Origin of the sequence: Echinicola rosea, assembly GCF_005281475.1 — a bacterium.
Classification (GTDB): domain Bacteria; phylum Bacteroidota; class Bacteroidia; order Cytophagales; family Cyclobacteriaceae; genus Echinicola; species Echinicola rosea.
In genome coordinates, this window is sequence record NZ_CP040106.1 from 404,163 (window position 1) to 422,640 (window position 18,478).

Sequence of the window (18,478 nt, forward strand, 5' to 3'; positions counted from 1 at the left end):
AATAATGCAAAACAACTCATCCAAAGGAAATCACCCTGACCGCTTCTTGATCATTGGTTGGTGTCAATCCTTTCAGCACTTTCGACGTACCTGATTCCATTTCATTGATCACTGCGGTGTATTTTCCATCGTCAAATACCTTTGGCCTGAAACTATTTCCTTTAATTCTTAAACAGTATTCCGTCTCACCGGTACCTTCATTGACCAGTTTTAAAACAGGGTCTGGCTGGCCTTCTATTTTCAGTAATGGAAGGTACCCATAAACTCCCCTAGCATAATTATCATCTTGATTAATTTTAATTGGCCAACCCTCATATTGGCCATTTGGATTTTTATTTGGATCCTCATACCGGGGCCAACATTCCATCTCCATGGTTCTTGCAGCCTTGTCAAATGTCACTACCCCATATCCAGTCGCCCTATCATAAATAAGAGCAGGCTCTCTTCCACTTTGGGAAGGGTTGGCCACTGCATGAACGGTCATTTTATTTCCAAATCCATCATGAAAATCACCAGTATTCTTGGTTTTTCCTGGAATGGGCTGATGATCTCCGGTCAATTTGGGCCACCACCTCCTCGGAAAAAGATTGTTGAGTGCTGGCCCTGCAAAGGCAAAACCAGCATCTCCAAAGTCATCCACGCCATAATGCACGACGCTGGCCAAATGCTGATCGCCTGCTATGTGCAAGGCAAAGGACTTTCTGATAATTTTCAAAGCTTCATCCCTGCCCTTTTGTGGCCATCCGTTGGAATCCATGTCCGATGTAGGCTCGTCTCCCATGACATACTCTCCCGGCGCCGGAATAGGCAGTTTTGGGACTATACTGTCAATAATACTGCCTTCAGGCAATGTAGCTACAGTACAGAAATTTGTTTGGGACAAAACCGCCTTCATCTGTACTGAATTGGGCCAGTGGACAGTCCAATTTTCAAGAAATTCCAGCTGTCTCTTTCCCAGTAATTCTGCTTCAATAGCATAGTGTTTTTTAATATCAAAATCAGGGTTTTGTATAAAACCATTTTTAACCTTTGCCTCTTTTGGAAGGACGTTTTGTGGCGCAGACTTGAATTTTCTGTCTTCCAAAATCGCAAAACTTATTCCGCCGTATATCCAATCGGTATAATAGGTACCAATTCCTTGCTTCACCGGACTAGGGTCATAGGGATCAGGCAAATGCCCTGTTTGGGTACGCTGCACCATATTCACCCACTCAGGTGGCATTTTATACCCACCTTGGTCTTGAGCTACATACCCCCATCCTTCATCCGATGGAGCGTGTTTTCCTCCTTCACCCCACACGTTCCCATGATAGACATCATGATCGTCAGGGATAAAAGCGCTGGGAATATGGCGGAATATTTCCGAATACGACCAGCCAAACATGTACCATTTTCGGAGATAGTCCAAAGAAGCCTTCTCTATGGGGGAAGTTTGTATCCCAAATCCTCCCGTGCCTTCATAAAACTGATCACCTAAAAAGACCGCAAGGTCTGGCTGATGCATGGACGCATGATCACTTACCTCCCCATCTGGAAAACCGTAATCTGCATTACAGCTGAATACGGCCATTTTCACTTGGGACTCACCTACAGGTTCTTTGGCAATAGTCCCCTCGTATGTAAAGACCTTAACCTCCTCTAAAAGTGGCAGTTCAAGATGTACCTGATAGGAAACAGCCTCGGATGCCTCCCAATTTTCTACCCTAAAAGGCACCACCCTCCCCATGGGATCCACTGTGCCTTCCTGAATGGTTTTCCACTTTCCATCCTTTCTGACCTTTAGCCATATCTTATGGCCAGAAACATCTTCCACTGGAGCAAGCTGGGCATTCAGTTTAAGCACCTTATCATGAAGGGTATATTGGGCAAAGCAAATAGGCCCAAATTCACGATCATCAAATTGCAAAACTTTGCCTCCTTTCAGCTCCCAATGGGAAAAGGCCACCGATGGGTTTTCCAGCTCCTGTTTGGGCTCGTCGGGAAAATGAGCCACCAATGCCAATCCTCCTGACACCACCTTAGGTGCAATGCCCCCAACCTGATGAACAGCCAACACATCTTCTTCCGAAAGAGCTGTCAACTTAAAATCATAAAGCCCCGCATTGGGTTCTGCTTCTAATTTCAGCCTCAAAGGTCGATTCAAGCTTACCGAGCTTACTTCTTGGTCTCCTTCACTGTCGCCAATAAACAGTGTCCCATCCCCTCTGACACCTACATCAAGGCCTTTGCCAAATACCACAGCTGATCGATAGTCATCCATTTTACCTTTTGCCCCAATGCGAAAACCAGCATATGCACTTGGCTTGGCGCTCTCGCCTTTTCCAAACCAGTCCATTGTTACAACGACCTCAAACCGGTCTTCTTGATCTCCTAATTCATGGGACAATGTGTACAGGGTTCTATTTTTACCATGAACCACACAGGTGGCCTGCCCATCCCTGATCTCCCAGTCCTGAAGCCTGTTTCCCCAATATCCCGGACCAATCCACTTCATGTTTGGCCAGAGGTGCCAAGGACTTTCATGGCTTTTATTCTTAGCGAGGGCTATAGGTCTCTCCTTCGCCTTGGTCATTGCTCCCCCAGCCAATAAAACATGTGGAGCAACAGAACTTAAGGCAATCGCTTTTACAGCATGTCTTCTTTTCATATTGTTAATATTGATTATTGGCCAAGATTAGGATTGATATTCACCTCAGTCTCTGGGACAGGCCATTGGTCATCCACCCCGGGCCTAAAGTTCTTGGAGGTCACATACCACCTATAGGCTGGGTCGAGCTTCTTGGAGGTAGTGGCGTATTTTTCAGAATCGGGAAAAGGAGCACCCCAAAAATCCCCAACCAACACTTCTCCACCAATTTCCCACCTAAAAATATCCCATAGGCGTATCCCCTCAAAAGCCAACTCTATCCTTCTTTCATTTCTCAAGATCGGACGTAAAGCCTCCGCATTGGTCTCCTCAATCGGAGGAAGCCCCACCGAAGCGCGTCCACGGACCGCATTGATAGTCAAGTCAAGCAATTCCTGGGTAATAGGGTTTCCCGCTTCCAGCTCCGCTTCTAGATAGCTCAGCAATACTTCCGCATATCGAATAATTGGAATATTTCCCCCATAGTCATTCCTTAGATTTCCAGAAAAGGATTCGTCAAAAAACTTCCTTAGACCATACCCACTTCTGGTGGCTTGCTTTGAGTAAGTGAGCTGATCTACCGAACTGACCGCATCAGGGTGACAGTTATATACATTTGAGCCAAAGGTGCTGTTGTTCCACAGGAAATTATACCTAAATCGAGGATCCCTATTCTCTCCCATATTATCATAATTGAACCTTGGGTCCTCATAGGAAAGAGGGCTTCCGTCATCAAAACCATAGGCATCAGTCAAGCTGCCCAGAGGATTGACAAAATGCCATCCTCCAGCAATAGCCGGATAACTATGTTGCGGCAAAGCGTTTGGTGCCTGCCCCGGAGTGAATTGTGAGCTGAAAATATTTTCGGTACTATTTTCTCCATTGGGGTTAAACAAGGATTGGTAGTCAGGATCAATTTCATTGTCTCCCAAATCGATAATTTGCTTATAGACCTCAGAAGCTTCTGTAAACATTTCCTCACTAAGGTACATCCTACCCAGAAATGCCAATGCCGCCTGTTTGCTTGCCCTTCCTATTTCTGAGGACTGTAGCTCCCCATAGGCTGGCAGGTCTTGAACCGCTGCGGAAAGTTCATCCATGACAAATTTCACAATAACCGACTTCTCCTCTTTCATTACATTATTGGCTTCCTCTGGTGTCAAGGTCTCCGTCACCAAAGGCACCGATCCCCAAAACTGAGACATGTAAAAATATTGGGTTGCCCGTAAAAACCTGGCCTCGGCAGTCATGCGTTGGATTTTCTCTGTGGACATATTTACGCCCCCTATATTTTCCAGAAAATCGTTACATATCGCAATTCTTTTATAGGATCCTTCCCAATACCCATTAATGACATTATTATTGGGCAGCAAGGTACCGTTGGTCAATCTGTTTATAGTCGAATTATCTCCTCGACGATCATAAGCATTATCAGTAGCCAACTCCAAAAACACGATCCCACAATATGTCCACCAATCACTGGGTACGACTTGTGTACCAAACTCAATGGATCCACGGTACATACCGGTCAAAGCAATCAGAGCGTCCGATTCGGTTTTCCAAAAGTTCTCTTGGGCAAAAGCGTCTGATGGGTATTGGGAAAGTTTATCCTCACAGGAAATGGTCAAGAGCAGAACAATGCTCAAAACCACCGGAGATGTAAAACTATGTCTTATATTATCAAGTATTATTTTGGTAAATGTCATGGTCTTAGAATTTAATATTTACACCTAAAGTATAAGTTGCCAAGACAGGATAGTATGCACCGGAAGTATTGATTTCCGGATCCCATCCCTGCCTGTAGGAGTTAAAGGAGAGAAGATTTTCTCCACTCAAATACAGTCGCGCATTTTGAAGCCCTATTCTCTCAACAGCCGCCTCGGGAAGGGTATAGCCAAGCTGTAGGTTTTTCACTCTGAGGTAAGCCGCATTCATTACCCAAAAATCTGAAAGCACCGTATTGGGTGTGCCACTATTCGTGATGACCTCCAGTCGTGGATAATCGGGGTAACGCTGAGGATTGTCCGGATCAAACCGTCCTTCCATCTGCCATCTTTGGATATTACCTAAGTTATAAAAGGCCCATCCTGCATAGTTATTCAACAGTCCTTTTACTCCCGCCGCACCTTGCATCAAAGCAGAGAAATCAAAGCTTTTGTATTTTAGGCCAAAACTAAATCCAAAGGTGTATTTTGGTATACGGCTTCCTAAATAGGTTCGGTCATATGTAGGATCTACTTGCCCGTCTGGCACTCCATCCGGACCACTGATGTCCATATACCGAATATCCCCTTCTTGAGGATTAGGATTGACTGCAGTCTGATCCGCCCAATCACCTATGTCCTCTGGGTTAAGAAAAACCCCGTCTGATTGATAGCCATAATACATTTCCATGGGGTATCCAATAAACAGATTGGAACCATTCCCTACAAATCCGTTCGGTTGCTCCACATTACCTAATCCAAGGGTTACTACTTCGTTATTGATCAAGGAAAAATTTCCTGCAAAAGAATACTCAAAATCTCCGCTGCTATTTCGGTATCCCAAATCAAATTCGAATCCTGAGTTTTTGGCTTCACCGGTATTGGTTTCGCTCATACTGACCCCCAAGACCGTAGACACACTGGCGGAAGGCTGGAACAAAATATCAGTAGTGGCCCTATTGAAATAAGTGGCATTTAAGGTAAGCTTCCCTTCCAAAAAACCAGCTTCAAACCCAACATCCGTAGTGGTGGTGGATTCCCACTTAATATCTGCGTCTTTGTACGTGGAATAAGCTGCACCAGTCGCTATGCCACCCCCAATAGGGTAATTCCTCCCTGACTGCAACACTCTTTGGTAAGGATAATTGCCAATATTCTGATTGCCCAATACCCCCCAAGAAGCTTTTAGCTTAAGATCGGATACCCAGTTTACATTTTGGAAAAAGTTCTCTTCCGAAAGCCTCCATCCCAAGGCCATTGAAGGGAAGAGGGCATATTTGTTGCTTTCGGGAAATCTTGAAGAGCCATCATAACGGACTGTAGCTTCGACCAGGTACTTCTCATCATGATTGTACCTTACTCTCGAAAACAAAGACTGTATCGCCCACTCATCGTCATACCCTCCTGAAAGCTGGTTGTCTGCACCTCCCATGCCAAGCACGGTATAGTCATTACTTGGAAAATCCTGACGGTAACCATTAAAGTAACTAAGGATTTGGTTTTCGAAGGAGTAGCCCACCAGAAGGTCCAAAGGATTATTATTTATCTCCTTGGTATACTCTGCTAAAAACTGGGTGGTTTTATACACCTCTTTGTTGCTGTACTGATTCAAATAGGATTGGGCAAGGTACACCTCATCATTGAGTCTCTGAGAGGCCAAATAAGAGCGTTCCTCAAGCAAGGTAAAATTATAACCTCCGATTCCAGTTAGCACCAGCCCTTTTATCGGCTCCCAGGCTAACCTAATATTGACGCCCATTCTTGATTCAGGGTTCTTCAGGTAAGAGGCTGACTGTAACCAAGAGACAGGAGTACCTCCACTCTCAGGACCAATGCCAAAATCCCCATTTGAAGCCTGCCCCAAATACACCGCCGGATAACGCAAAGAATTCTGGATCAATTGATCGGAAAGTTCTCCTCCTTTATTGGCGGTAGCCTGGGGTTCATTTCGCTCTTCATAGGTACCAAACAACCTGGTGGTCATTGTAAGGTTTTCCGCGAGGTCACTTTCCAAATTCAACCGGATATTATATCGGTTATAATTGTTCTTTTCAATGATCCCTTGCTGCCCAAGATATCCCGCAGATAAAAAATATTTGTGTATATCGCCTCCACCGTTCAGGCTAATTGTATGACCGGTTTGTACTCCTTTTCTGGAAAACAATTCATCCAAAAAACGGGTGTTGGGATAATTATCTGGGTCAGATTGATTTCGGTATTTTTCAATATCCTCCTCGGTATAACTGTTACTTCCTGAAGCAATATTGTACATCTCTGCGTACTCCCACGAGTTGACCAAATCAGGCAGCTCTGTAGCTTCATTGAAACCAACATAACCATTATAGCTTACTGTCAATTTACTTTCGCTACCACTTTTTGTAGTTACCAGGATAACACCATTTGCTGCTCTTGCCCCATAAATAGCTGCAGAGGAGGCGTCTTTTAACACCGAAACTGACTTGATATCATTTGGGTTGATATCATCCAAGGTGCCAGGTATCCCATCGATGATCACTAGGGCATCCGGAGTAGCCCCAAAAGAACCAACTCCCCTTACACGAATGGATCCACTACTTTCGCCGGGACGACCGGAGCGCTGGATAACGGTAACTCCAGGCATCTGCCCTGCTAGGGCTTGGGTTGCATTCGGTACAGGTCGATTTTCAATGCTCTCGGATGAAATCTGAGAAACGGATCCAATCACATTTACTTTTTTCTGGGTACCATAGCCGACCACTACCACCTCGTCCAACGATTTCATGTCTGGTGACAAAGAGATATTGAGCACTGTCTGATTACCTACTTCCACCATTTGCTGTTGATAGCCGATAAAACTAAATATTAGAACAGCTCCCTCTTCTACCTCAATACTGTATTTCCCATCAATATCCGTCACACTGCCCCGCGTGGTACCCTGCACTTGTACCGTGGCACCTGGAATAGGCTGCCCGTTTTCGTCAGTGACGGTTCCGGTGACGTCAATCAAGTCTATCTTTTGTTGTAAATTTTCTTCATCCTTTTTAGTTCTTTCTTTTTTTCTAATGATTACAGTCTTATTGTGGATTTCATAGACAAATGAATAAGGGATCAAAAGCTGATCCAATACCTTTTCCAAACTTGCTTTATTCAAGTTGATGTCCACTTTTGGGATTTCTTTGATCAGATCCGAGCGATATAAGAAACTAAATTCACTTTGGTTTTTAATTTCTTCAAACACTTGCTCTATAGAGGCTTGATGTAAATCCAGTTTGAGTTTCACATTTTGTGAATAGGCACTTGCCGAGACTTTCATCACTCCCACCATCACTAGAATCAGGGTGAGCTTCATGATTAATAGCATTTTACCCCTCGGCCCGAAGGGTAGGTTAATGGGTTTTTTTTTCATAATTTTGGGTTGTTAAGTAAACAGATTTGATTTATTCGAATCGTTTTCAGGGGGATGTTGGTAGCATCCTCCGTTTTTATTTTATAATAATGGTCCTCCTTTCTATTTCGATTTGTACATCTCGGGTTTTTTCCAATAAAACCAATACTTCTTTCAGGTCTTCGTGTTTTCTAATCCGCCCCGTAAAAGGAAGCTCCTTTGTTTTCTGGTTTTCAAACTTCACTTCCACATCATACCAGCGGGCAAGGGACTCCATGATTTCCCCTAAAGGTTTTTCTTTAAAGTAAAACCACCCATCTTTCCAAGCGATATATTCGCGGACGTCAACGGTCCTTTTTTCGATACGTTTTTCTCCTTTGACCCACATGCTTTGCTCACTAGGCGTCAAAACTTGCTTTTGTAGGGGCTTATCCTGAACAAATACGTTTACCTTCCCCTCTACCAAGGTGGTAAGGACAGAAGGCTCTTCTTTATAAGAGGAAATGTTAAATGCTGTCCCTAGCACTTCTACTATTTGCTGGTCTGCTATTACTCGAAAAGGGTTGTCGGGGTTTTTGGTCACCTCAAAATAGGCCTCACCACTTAATTCCACCTTTCTTTCTTGGCCAGTAAATGCAGTAGGATATCTAAGCGTAGAACCTGAGTTGAGCCAAACTTGGGTCCCGTCCACCAAGCTAAGGGTAAAAACAGCTCCTCGGGGGACTAAAAGTGTATTGTATTTTACTTCAACATCCGCAGATTCATCCATCTTATATTGAAGGGATTTTCCTTGGCTTGTGATCTGAGCCCCTCCATCTTCCAGGTCCAGGGACGTCATGGACGAAAGATCATAAGAGGTCCCGTCATCCATCAGGAGAATAGCCTTATCGGTCCCTGGCCCAATGATGGCCTCCTTATTTTCTTTGGGATCATTAATATACAAGGAAGGCTTCAGTATCGCTGTCAATACCAGCAACAAGGCAAAACCTGCGGCGATTGAAGCAGCATAACTGCCGATGCGCCATTTTCTTTTCTTGGAAGGATGTAATTTACCAGAAAACTCGAGCCAACTTTTCTTCCCTGTTCCATCTTCAACCTTAAACTGAGACCCGTTCTTGTAGAAGTTGGCCAAATGCTGAAAATAAGCTTGATGATCAGCATTTTCTTCAATCCATGCCTTGAATTGTTCTTCTTCCTCTTCGCTCAGTGAATCATGCACCTTCTTCCAAAGAATAGAAAAGTCAATATTTACCAGATTTTTATGCACCTATCCTGTTATTTAACCATAGGACACATGAGATTCAAAAATGGGTGACAAAAAATGTAATTTTATTTCACAATCAATAAAAAAATCAAAATAATAGAACAATAAAATCAGCAACAACAAACTTTAAGGAAAGCTAATTCGATTTATTCGGTTATAGAAAAAGATTCAAATTCAAGGATTCCCTCAGTGATTTCCTCAATTTCCCCTTGGCCCTAAGCAGATGCGTTTTGATGGTATTTTCGGAAATCTCCAGCTGCTGGGCGATTTCTCGTACGGACTTCTCTTCCATGTACTTCAGCCGGAAAATCTCACCAATTCTAGGAGGCAGTGCTTCAATGGCACTTTCGACTTTTTTGTTGATCTCTGCCTCTTCCCAATCTACATCAGAGTCGTTTAAACTTGCCTCCAAATAAAGCAAATGGTGCTTGTCCTGGATCTTAAGATTTCTAATATGGTTTAGGCAGCGGTTGCGGACGGATGCATAGAGGTAGGATTTAAAGGAAGTAGTAATAGTTAAATATTCAGCTTGTTCCCAAATATGCACAAAGATATTCTGAACGATATCCTCGCATAATCCACCCTCAAACACAAACCCCTCTGCATACCTCAACAGACTCGGGTAATAGTCATTAAAAAGCGCTTCGAAAACATCTTTGTTTTGTTTTTGAATTTCCCTTAATAGTATTTTATCCTCTATTCTCAAACCTGGGTGATATAATTACTTACTTATGGTGCAAAATAGAAAAACTAAGCGATAATCCATTCTTCTAAGACGCAATACCTGTGCACCGTAGCGTAGATAGGCTAATGCATATTCCGGGTTTTATCGGAAAATATAAGATAAAATCCAAAAAGCCGATGAGTCATCCTCATCGGCTTTACTATTAAAAAGGTTTATAAATAATTAGTAACCGGCATTTTGCTCCAAGAAGCCCGGCTGGCTAGAGGCACCGTCAATAGCCCTTTGCGGAATCGGAAACAAGCGCTTGTTGACATCGGTATCGTTCTTTTCGGTCCAGCTGTCCTCGTATTTGCCATAACGGATCTGGTAGGTTCTTCGGTGACCTTCCCAGTACAGCTCAAAGCCAGATTCCCTAAACAAAACATCTAAATTAATGGCATCCAAAGGAGCAGGAGTTTGCGCAGGACGGGCATCCCTGGAAGTCCTCAAGGTATTCACATCGGCGAGGGCACCTGCATTGTCCCCATTGCGAAGCTTGGCCTCAGCACGCATCAGGTAGATCTCGCCCAGACGGATCAAGACCAAATCCACACTACTGTAGTAGCAGCAGTTGGGCGCCGTGTGGCTAAACTGGTACTTGGAAAACCGGTAGCCCGCATTGTGCAAGCTTCCCTCAGTGGTGAAATCTACCTTTAAAGTATGGTCCACGTAGCGCAGGTCGGCACCGCTGCTTCGTCTATTGATCACAGGATAGATCCGCACGCTGCCATCATCGCAGGTCATGATATTACCACTCTCGTCCTTTCTGGGTCCCCAGATGATATTGCGGAGGATTCCCCTGTCCACTTCAAACTCCGATGCTTCCACACAGTAGTAGTGATCCGCATCATTGTTTGGATTCACACCGCTAAGGTCCCGAAGATCTTCTGGGATAACGGTGTTTTCCTTGAAAAAACGGGCATCCGCATCGGCAGGATCGACATCGCCATATGCATCCACCCAAGACTGATAAAAATCAGGCGTGGCCGCGACAGCATCGGTACCCCGAGTGCTTGGAAATTCCGGCCTGGGCACTTGGTCACCGGACATGGACCAGTATGCCCATCGGCTGTGCTCGGTCTGGAGCACTCCTCTTTGGTCCAGTGAAAATATGATTTCCGGACTACTGTTATTGTCATCGCTAAAGAGGTCAAAATACTCAGAAGACAATTCATATGGCCCATCGATGATATTGCTCGTATATTCGATCACCTTGTCCATGTCCTCTTGGCGGAAGTCCGGAGTGCCATATGGATCACGGTACACCGCTGCATTCAGGTACAATCGAGCCAACAATGCCTCCACTGCATATCTGTTCAGCCTGCCTGGACCTTTATCACTATTGATCACATCGACCACTGATAACAATTCGCTCTCCAGGTACTCTACTGCTTCCTCGCCTCGAAGGATTTCTGAAAAATCGTCAGAGCTTTCTTTCCTGAATACCAATCCCCAATTGTCCAACGCGAGCATATTGAGATATGCCTTCATGGCTACCATTTCGTATAAAGGATCTTGGGCGGCAGAATTGCCATTTTCTACTTCCAACTGTAGCCTTTCCTCTGCCAAGATAGCTCTTGACAAAGTCTGGGTTATATTGGACCACGTATCTCCGACCAGGCCGTTTCCCGGTGTCATCAGGTGCTGGTGAACGGCAATAAACTTGCCGCCATCAAACCAATCCGTCCCTCCTCGGTAAGGAAGGATGCCTTCGTCAGAAGCCACCTCTTGAAGGCCGAAGTTATTGGTGTGCCTCCACACATATCGGAGGTTCCCATACACAGGAGCGATGGATCCGCTGATTACTTCCGCTTGGCCTGTGCCGGTCAAGGACTCGTCCAGCACTTCTTCTTCCAACGTCGTACAACTGGAAAAGGCTACGATCCCTGCTGCTATCAGAAGTGTTTTGTTAAACATTATATTTTTCATTTTCATGTTTTTTTCTTTTGTATAAACTGTGATGTTCAGAATTAAAATCCTTTCTATCAATTGTGCCGTAAAGCAGCCCTGAAGCCCTACCGGGCATCACGTTTACTGTCTTCCAGCAACTTTAGAAGGTCAAGTTCAGGTTGATTGAATAAGTCCTGGCCCTAGGATAGGTAAACCGGTCGATACCGAATGTCTGGATTCCTCCGGAGGTAGAACCGGTATTTACCTCAGGATCAAACCCACTATAATCCGTGATTACAAACAGGTTTTGGCCCGTTACGGAGATCCGGATATTCTGGAAGGCATCTCCCAAACCAATCCGGTCGGAATTCAAGTTGTAGCCCAAGGTAGCATTGTTCAGTCTGAAGTATGAACCATTTTCCAAGAAGCGAGTAGATACCGTGTTGGAATTGTTAAAAGACTCCTCCGGATATTGTGTTGCAAAATCCGTCGTATTATTGGACCTGGCCAATTGTGCCTTCGTAAACAGTGACATGGTGGTGTGGTTGTACACTTTACTTCCTGCCGAACCATTGAAGTTCAGGCCTAAGTCAAAGGACTTGTAATTAAAGTTCATGTGTGCACCATAAATCACCTTCGGAATGGCACTTCCGACCACGGCACGGTCATTGTCCAGCACCTCGCCATCTCCATTGGTATCCTTAAACCTGTTGACACCATCCTCGGTAATGCCATCAAACTCAAGCATGTAAAAGGCACCGATAGGTTCTCCGTTGATATACCCGTTGATGGTAGCGCCCGTCTGGCCGGCACCCTGAGCAGCACCTGTGGTCAATACGGTGTAGGGAGAATCCTTCACTTCATTATTGATCAAGGTCACATTACCACCAATGGCATAGGAGAAGTCTCCACGTCGATCACTCGCATAATCCAAGGCCAGCTCAATCCCGCTGTTGTGGATTTTCATGTTCTCGATATTGTCCCAATAAGTAGGTGTAGGCTCTACTGGGTCCGCAGGAACGACTTCCAGTAGGATATTCGACGACACTTTGTTGAAGTAATCCAAGGTACCCGTCAGCCGGTGGTCAAAGAAGGCAAAATCAATCCCAAAATCAATTTGGGTGGACACCTCCCATTGTAAGTCAGGATTGGCCAATCTGGTGAAGACGATACCGTAAGGATAGCCATCCAGGGAAGTGGCATCGGTATCGATTGGATAAGTGTTGAGACTGGCATTTCCTTCGGACAGCCTATCTTCAGAATAACTTGCCTTCGTGATTTTGGAAGGAATTTCCTGATTACCCGTTTGTCCCCAACTCGCTCTTAACTTAAGGTTGTCAAAGAAGGAACCTTTCATAAAGTCTTCCTTGGTGATGTTCCAACCCAAAGCAAAGGAAGGAAAATAACCGTATCTGTTGTTCTCTCCAAACTTGGAAGAACCGTCCGCCCGGAAGGTACCGGTAAACAAATATTTTTCGTCAAACGTATAGTTTACCCTTGCAAAGAAGGATTGCAGTTCGTTTTTAACGGCTGATGAACTTACCGTAGTTGGATACTCTGTGGTACTGGTATGGTCCTGGTACCGAGGTTCTATATTGTTATCAGCAAATCCCCTGGCTGAGGTCAACCGGTACTCATCCAGAAAGGTTTGGAAGGAATGACCGGCCAGCACTGTCAGGTTGTGCTTATAATTATGCCAATTATAGGTCAGCGTATTTTCTACCAGTTTGTTGGTGTTTTCAGTGATTCCCTCATCCAATGTACCGTCGGAAATATTGGATTCATTGATGACTGCTGTATAAGGCCGGTACTGCTGATAGCGATTGGTGCTGGAATAATCCACGCCCAAATTAAGCTTATAAGTCAACCCATCCAAAATTTCAAAGGAAGGGGAAATCGTCGCCAAGATCCGGTTGTTTGCTGCGTCATCACTGTATAGCTCATATCGCTTCAATGGGTTCAGGGCATTGGTATTGAGCAAAGTGGGTTCTCCATCGGTATAGGTAGGAACCGTAGGATTAAGGCTCAGCATATCACTGATGGTCGAGCCGATGCTTGGCCGTAGGTTTTTCGTATGGGAAGCTGTCAGGTTATAATCTACGTTTAGCCTACCGTCAAAAGCCTTCTGGTTCATATTCAGTTTACCAGAAAAGCGCTCCAGCTCACTGTTCTTCAGGATGCCCTCTTGGTCCTGATACCCCAAAGAAGCGAAGTAGGAAAACTTGCTGGAACTGGATCCGCTCATCGAAAAATTGATGTTTTTCGAAAAGCCCACTTGGGTCAGTTCATCCTGCCAATCGGTATTTCCACCATAATCTTCCAGGTCACCCCCTACAGCCACTACCTGTTCACGGAATTGGTCCGCGCTAAACACATCTATTTTATTGGCCATGGAAGACCAGGCGGTAGAAGCGGACAGATTCATTTGTGTGGCTCCGGATTTTCCTTTTTTTGTGGTTATTACCACCACTCCATTGGAAGCCCTTGATCCATAAAGTGCCGTGGCACTGGCATCTTTTAGCACTTCGATACTTGCTATATCGCTTGGATTCAGGAAATTGAGCGGATTGGATGCAATACCCGTATCGGAATTGTCCAGCAAGAAACCATCCAACACATATAAAGGCTGTGTTCCCGATCGCAAACTGCCGATCCCCCTAATGATCACGTTTTGGGCGGCACCTGGCTCACCACTCGTCGAAGTGATGTTTACCCCTGCCATTTTACCTTGCAGGAGATCCACGGGGTTAGAAATCACCCCTTTATTGAATTCTCCTTCTTTAACCGACCCAATGGCTCCGGTAATGTCTGACCGCTTCTGGGTACCATACCCCACGACCACCATCTCATCAAGTTGCGTGGCATCCGAAACCAACTGAATGGTAAAAGAGGTCTGCCCATTTACTGGCACCTCTTGTGCAACAAAGCCAACGAAGGAAACTTGAAGCACAGCACCTTCTTCTACTTCAATAGAAAATTTGCCGTCAATATCGGTAACCGTACCATTGGTAGTTCCTTTTACTCGAATGGTAGCGCCTGGCAAGGGGACTCCTTGGTCATCTCGAACCGTACCGGAAACCGTCTTTCTTACTGGTACTAAGGCCAAAAACGAATCATCTCCTTTTGAAACAAGCGCTTCTCCCTTCCCTTTTGCGAATAATTGTTGAGGAGCGGCACTAACCCCTGCCCACAAAGCTAAACTCGCCGAGGCATAGAGGACTTTGGAAAATCGTAAATTTGAAATCATAAAATTTAAGTATTGGATAACTGAAAATTTTCAATGCTTCTTGAACACCTGTCTCATTCTTTGTCATTTTGACGACAGGAAAAATCTCACCCTCTTGTTAAAGGTTAATTTAAAATCCTTCCTTAAATCAAAATGGCAGTCAAATTATTTAATTGAGACAACCTTTTTTTTACGATCCAAAAGTAAATGATATATCACGAGAGCCCGTTACGGATAGTTTAGGCTTATATTAATTATCCCTACTCAAAATTTAACACCACTTAATATTCATCACAGTTGGGTAATACTAGTTGCAAAATCGATTTAATTGCCAAAATCTTGCCTTCTTCAATCTCATAAATAAGCACGCCTTTATACCTATATTACCGATGTCGTTTAGTTAAGAGGATTTCCTTCTTTTCATATACCTAAAAGTCCTTTTTTTGATTGACTTTGGCTGGGGAAACCTGATCATCTTGATGGGTTTTATCCTTTTCCTTTTTTCCATTGATGAAAAAAGAAAGAAAAAAATCTAGGCCGGTGGTTACTTAAGAAAATATACCACTACATGGAATAATGATGTTAATTTATCCATAAGAAACTTATTAATCGGATCCGCCTTGCAGGTATTGGGCGTTAATAAATTAAATAGCGGGTGGGCAAGAAGGCAGGCTTGTTTGACGAAAGGCTTACCAAAAAGAATGTTGGCAGCTAAAGAAGGTTTACCTGGCTTTAGATAGGCCTGCTTGGCTTTAAACAGGAGAAGTTTGCCTGAATGAGGGAAGGTTTTAATTTTAGGCCAATAGCTGCACACCTGTGCGCCGTGGCGTAGCGGCGGGGTTTTTTGGTTACTTTTTTGACCTGAAGCAAAAAAGTAACAAAGGTAAACGGATGAAAACCACCTAGAAATTTAGCTAGAAAAATAACTGCCCAAGGAAAAAAATATAGAACCCATATTTTCCAGATACACACTAACTAAACGGCATTGCCTATATTACTGATCATTCTGAAATAACAAAAAAATCGCTGACACTTCACCAGACGGTATTCTCCCCCCCTTAAACTGTCGCAAAAGCACCACCAATAATTGCGTTGTATTATGGAAATTTGGTTAATAATCAATTAAACCAAAAACACAATGGCAGCAGTAAGCACTTATTTGAATTTTGAAAGGAACACCGAAGCGGCATTTCTCTTTTACAAATCCGTATTCGGCGGGGAATTTTTCGGGGACGGGATAATGCGCATGGGAGACGTACCACCGCAAGAAGGCAGCCCTGCCCTCGCTGATGAAGACAAAAATCTCGTGATGCACGTGGAACTAAAAATCCTGGGCATCCACAGCCTTATGGGAACAGACTGCACAGACTCCATGGGGTATAAACTGAACAAGGGCAACAACATAAGTATCAACTTACAGCCTGATACCAGAAAAGAAACCAAACGACTCTTTGATGCCTTGTCTGAAGGTGGACAGGTTACCATGGAACCCCAAGAAATGTTTTGGGGAGACTACTTCGGAAGCTGCTTTGATAAGTTTGGTATCCAGTGGATGTTTAACTGCGGTGAAAAACCTGCCCCTTAACCTAAACAACCTAAGTCCTACATGCTGGAACAGGGACACTATGAAATTTGTTACCTATCGCAAGAGTAGATCGATTTCTAATCTATTGTGACATTTTTATAATTTTCACCTAATTTCATCAAATCATGAAATATAACCATGTAGGTAACACAGGACTAATGGTATCTGAACTTTGCTTCGGCACCATGACATTTGGTGGGCAAGATGCCGGGATGTGGACACAGATCGGGCAGCTGCAGCAAAAAGAGGTAAACCAAATGCTTCGAGCGGTCATCGATGCGGGGATCAACTTCATCGATACCGCTAATGTCTATTCTTTTGGCCAATCGGAGCAGCTTTTGGGCCAGGGCCTGAAGGACCTCGCCATCCCCCGTGACGAAGTGGTCATTGCCACCAAAGTAATGGGTAAGATGAGCGAGCATCCCAATAGTGCCGGTCTCTCCCGATATCATATTTTCAACTCCGTCGAAGCAAGCCTTCATCGCCTTCAGCTAGACTTTATTGACATTCTATATGTTCATGGTGTGGATCCAGCCACCTCTATTGAAGAAATCGTCCGCTCGCTGAACGATATCGTGGATAGCGGCAAGGTTCGCTATGTGGCCATCTGCAACTGGCCTGCCTGGATGGTGGCACAGGCACAGGCCATCGCACACTATAACGGTTGGCACAAGTTTATTGGCCTCCAGTATCATTATTCTGCTGCAACCAGAGACATTGAGCACGAACTGGTCCCCATGGCTGAGGCACATCAGCTGGCCATTTTCCCGTGGAGTCCACTGTCCGGAGGGTTTCTTACCGGGAAATTTACCCGCAAAGGCAGCCAATCCGATAATGCCAGAAGGGCAAATTTTGACTTTCCTCCCATCGATAAGGAAAAAGCGTATGACCTGGTGGATGTGATGGCGGAAATCAGTAAATCCCACGGAGCAAGTGTAGCCCAAGTGGCATTGGCTTGGGTACGACAGCAGCAGGGCATTACCAGTACCATCATCGGGGCAAAAAACCAAGATCAGTTAACATCCAACATCGAATCCACCAAGCTGACTTTAAGCAATGAAGACCTCGGAAAAATCAACGAAATCAGCCCGCTGCCATCTCTCTATCCCGGATGGATGGTCGAGCGCCAAAGTGAATACCGAAACCCTAAAAAATGAGCACACCTAAATCCATCAATAACTCAAAATAAACCACTATGAGACACAAAATCCTAAACGTCGTCGCCATTTTATTTGCCCTGCTTATGGTCAATTCCGGCCTGGACAAATTCTTCCATTATATGCCCATGCCAGAGGACATGCCAGAAGAAATCATGGAAGTGATGGGCGCCTTTATGAAAATAGGGTGGCTGTTTCCACTGATTGGCTTTGGTGAAATCGTCGGCGGAGTGCTTTTCGCCATTCCAAAATTCCGGGCTTTAGGCGCCATTATGCTCTTCCCCATAGTCATTGGGATCAATTTACACCATGGCATATATGCCCCTGAAGGGATGATTATCGCGCTTATCGTCCTGGCCATTGACCTGTGGGCGATTGCCGAAAATTGGCACAAATACCTGCCCATGGCCAAGCATTAGTCTATATTTTACAGTATCTCCTAATTGCCTTGATCCTAAAAAGCACTTATTCAATATACTGTCCATGCCCATGTATTATTTGCTTACTTACCGTACTGCACCCGATTATTACCGCCTTCGTCTTCCCTTCCGGGAGGCCCATCTTAGCCATGTAAGAGCATATCATCAAAAAGGCCTGATAGTCATGGCCGGAGCCTTGGAACCACCCGCAGAGAGGGCCGTGATTGTATTTCATTGCAAGGATGAAGCACCCATCCAAGCGTTCATAAAAGAAGACCCTTACGTTCAAAATGGATTAATTCTATCCCATGAAATTCATTCCTGGAATGTGGTAATTGGCCATCAAAAATAAGTCAATAATTCCCACAAGCCTCAACCAATGATATTTACGAAATTTTTGCACCAAAAAATATTTTCCATATTAGACATTTACCTGCTGTGAATTGATTAAATTAAGGTTTTAGAAACCCTGTACGAAAGAATAACCTAGCAAATCACTTTATCATGTTTATATAAAACC

Annotated in this window: 11 protein-coding genes; 4 read left to right on the forward strand and 7 right to left on the reverse strand. The window is 44.4% G+C overall.

All coding sequences use genetic code 11. The features are described 5' to 3' along the window. Positions 1–16 precede the first annotated feature (16 nt). The 7 genes from FDP09_RS01830 to FDP09_RS01860 all read right to left on the reverse strand — a co-directional run bounded on the left by FDP09_RS01830 (position 17) and on the right by FDP09_RS01860 (position 14,818). Positions 17–2,647: an alkaline phosphatase D family protein gene (locus FDP09_RS01830; protein WP_137401026.1), complete on the reverse strand. Its 2,631-nt coding sequence runs from the start codon at positions 2,645–2,647 to the stop codon at positions 17–19. A 14-nt stretch (positions 2,648–2,661) separates the two neighbouring features. Beyond that, on the reverse strand, positions 2,662–4,332 hold the full coding sequence (locus FDP09_RS01835) for a RagB/SusD family nutrient uptake outer membrane protein (RefSeq protein ID WP_137401027.1): 1,671 nt from the start codon (positions 4,330–4,332) through the stop codon (positions 2,662–2,664). A 4-nt stretch (positions 4,333–4,336) separates the two neighbouring features. Continuing rightward, on the reverse strand, positions 4,337–7,657 hold the full coding sequence (locus tag FDP09_RS01840; RefSeq protein ID WP_229683295.1) for a TonB-dependent receptor: 3,321 nt from the start codon (positions 7,655–7,657) through the stop codon (positions 4,337–4,339). A 133-nt stretch (positions 7,658–7,790) separates the two neighbouring features. After that, positions 7,791–8,960, reverse strand: a complete 1,170-nt coding sequence (locus FDP09_RS01845; protein WP_137401028.1) for a FecR family protein — start codon at positions 8,958–8,960, stop codon at positions 7,791–7,793. 151 nt (positions 8,961–9,111) lie between these two features. After that, on the reverse strand, positions 9,112–9,663 hold the full coding sequence (locus tag FDP09_RS01850; RefSeq protein WP_137401029.1) for an RNA polymerase sigma factor: 552 nt from the start codon (positions 9,661–9,663) through the stop codon (positions 9,112–9,114). Positions 9,664–9,864: 201 nt separating this feature from the next. Next, on the reverse strand, positions 9,865–11,610 hold the full coding sequence (locus FDP09_RS01855) for a RagB/SusD family nutrient uptake outer membrane protein (protein WP_137401030.1): 1,746 nt from the start codon (positions 11,608–11,610) through the stop codon (positions 9,865–9,867). Positions 11,611–11,731: 121 nt separating this feature from the next. Next, on the reverse strand, positions 11,732–14,818 hold the full coding sequence (locus tag FDP09_RS01860) for a SusC/RagA family TonB-linked outer membrane protein (protein WP_137401031.1): 3,087 nt from the start codon (positions 14,816–14,818) through the stop codon (positions 11,732–11,734). Positions 14,819–15,935: 1,117 nt separating this feature from the next. Between FDP09_RS01860 and FDP09_RS01865 the strand changes: the two genes are divergently transcribed. From FDP09_RS01865 to FDP09_RS01880, 4 genes are all read left to right on the forward strand, one after another. After that, on the forward strand, positions 15,936–16,382 hold the full coding sequence (locus FDP09_RS01865) for a VOC family protein (RefSeq protein WP_137401032.1): 447 nt from the start codon (positions 15,936–15,938) through the stop codon (positions 16,380–16,382). 125 nt (positions 16,383–16,507) lie between these two features. Beyond that, complete coding sequence (locus FDP09_RS01870) at positions 16,508–17,539, forward strand: aldo/keto reductase (protein ID WP_137401033.1); 1,032 nt, start codon at positions 16,508–16,510, stop codon at positions 17,537–17,539. A 38-nt stretch (positions 17,540–17,577) separates the two neighbouring features. Then, on the forward strand, positions 17,578–17,958 hold the full coding sequence (locus FDP09_RS01875) for a DoxX family membrane protein (protein ID WP_137401034.1): 381 nt from the start codon (positions 17,578–17,580) through the stop codon (positions 17,956–17,958). Between the two features lie 70 nt (positions 17,959–18,028). After that, entirely contained in the window at positions 18,029–18,310 is a 282-nt protein-coding gene (locus FDP09_RS01880) for a YciI family protein (protein WP_187328768.1), read from the forward strand. Positions 18,311–18,478 lie beyond the last annotated feature (168 nt).

What these genes read in the sequence shown, in the direction of transcription:
- FDP09_RS01880 (WP_187328768.1), top strand. Translation starts at nt 18,029, where the DNA reads ATGTATTATTTGCTTACTTACCGTACTGCACCCGATTATTACCGCCTT.
- FDP09_RS01830 (WP_137401026.1), bottom strand. Translation starts at nt 2,647, where the DNA reads ATGAAAAGAAGACATGCTGTAAAAGCGATTGCCTTAAGTTCTGTTGCT.
- FDP09_RS01835 (WP_137401027.1), bottom strand. Translation starts at nt 4,332, where the DNA reads ATGACATTTACCAAAATAATACTTGATAATATAAGACATAGTTTTACA.
- FDP09_RS01860 (WP_137401031.1), bottom strand. Translation starts at nt 14,818, where the DNA reads ATGATTTCAAATTTACGATTTTCCAAAGTCCTCTATGCCTCGGCGAGT.
- FDP09_RS01855 (WP_137401030.1), bottom strand. Translation starts at nt 11,610, where the DNA reads ATGAAAAATATAATGTTTAACAAAACACTTCTGATAGCAGCAGGGATC.
- FDP09_RS01865 (WP_137401032.1), top strand. Translation starts at nt 15,936, where the DNA reads ATGGCAGCAGTAAGCACTTATTTGAATTTTGAAAGGAACACCGAAGCG.
- FDP09_RS01870 (WP_137401033.1), top strand. Translation starts at nt 16,508, where the DNA reads ATGAAATATAACCATGTAGGTAACACAGGACTAATGGTATCTGAACTT.
- FDP09_RS01875 (WP_137401034.1), top strand. Translation starts at nt 17,578, where the DNA reads ATGAGACACAAAATCCTAAACGTCGTCGCCATTTTATTTGCCCTGCTT.
- FDP09_RS01840 (WP_229683295.1), bottom strand. Translation starts at nt 7,657, where the DNA reads ATGAAGCTCACCCTGATTCTAGTGATGGTGGGAGTGATGAAAGTCTCG.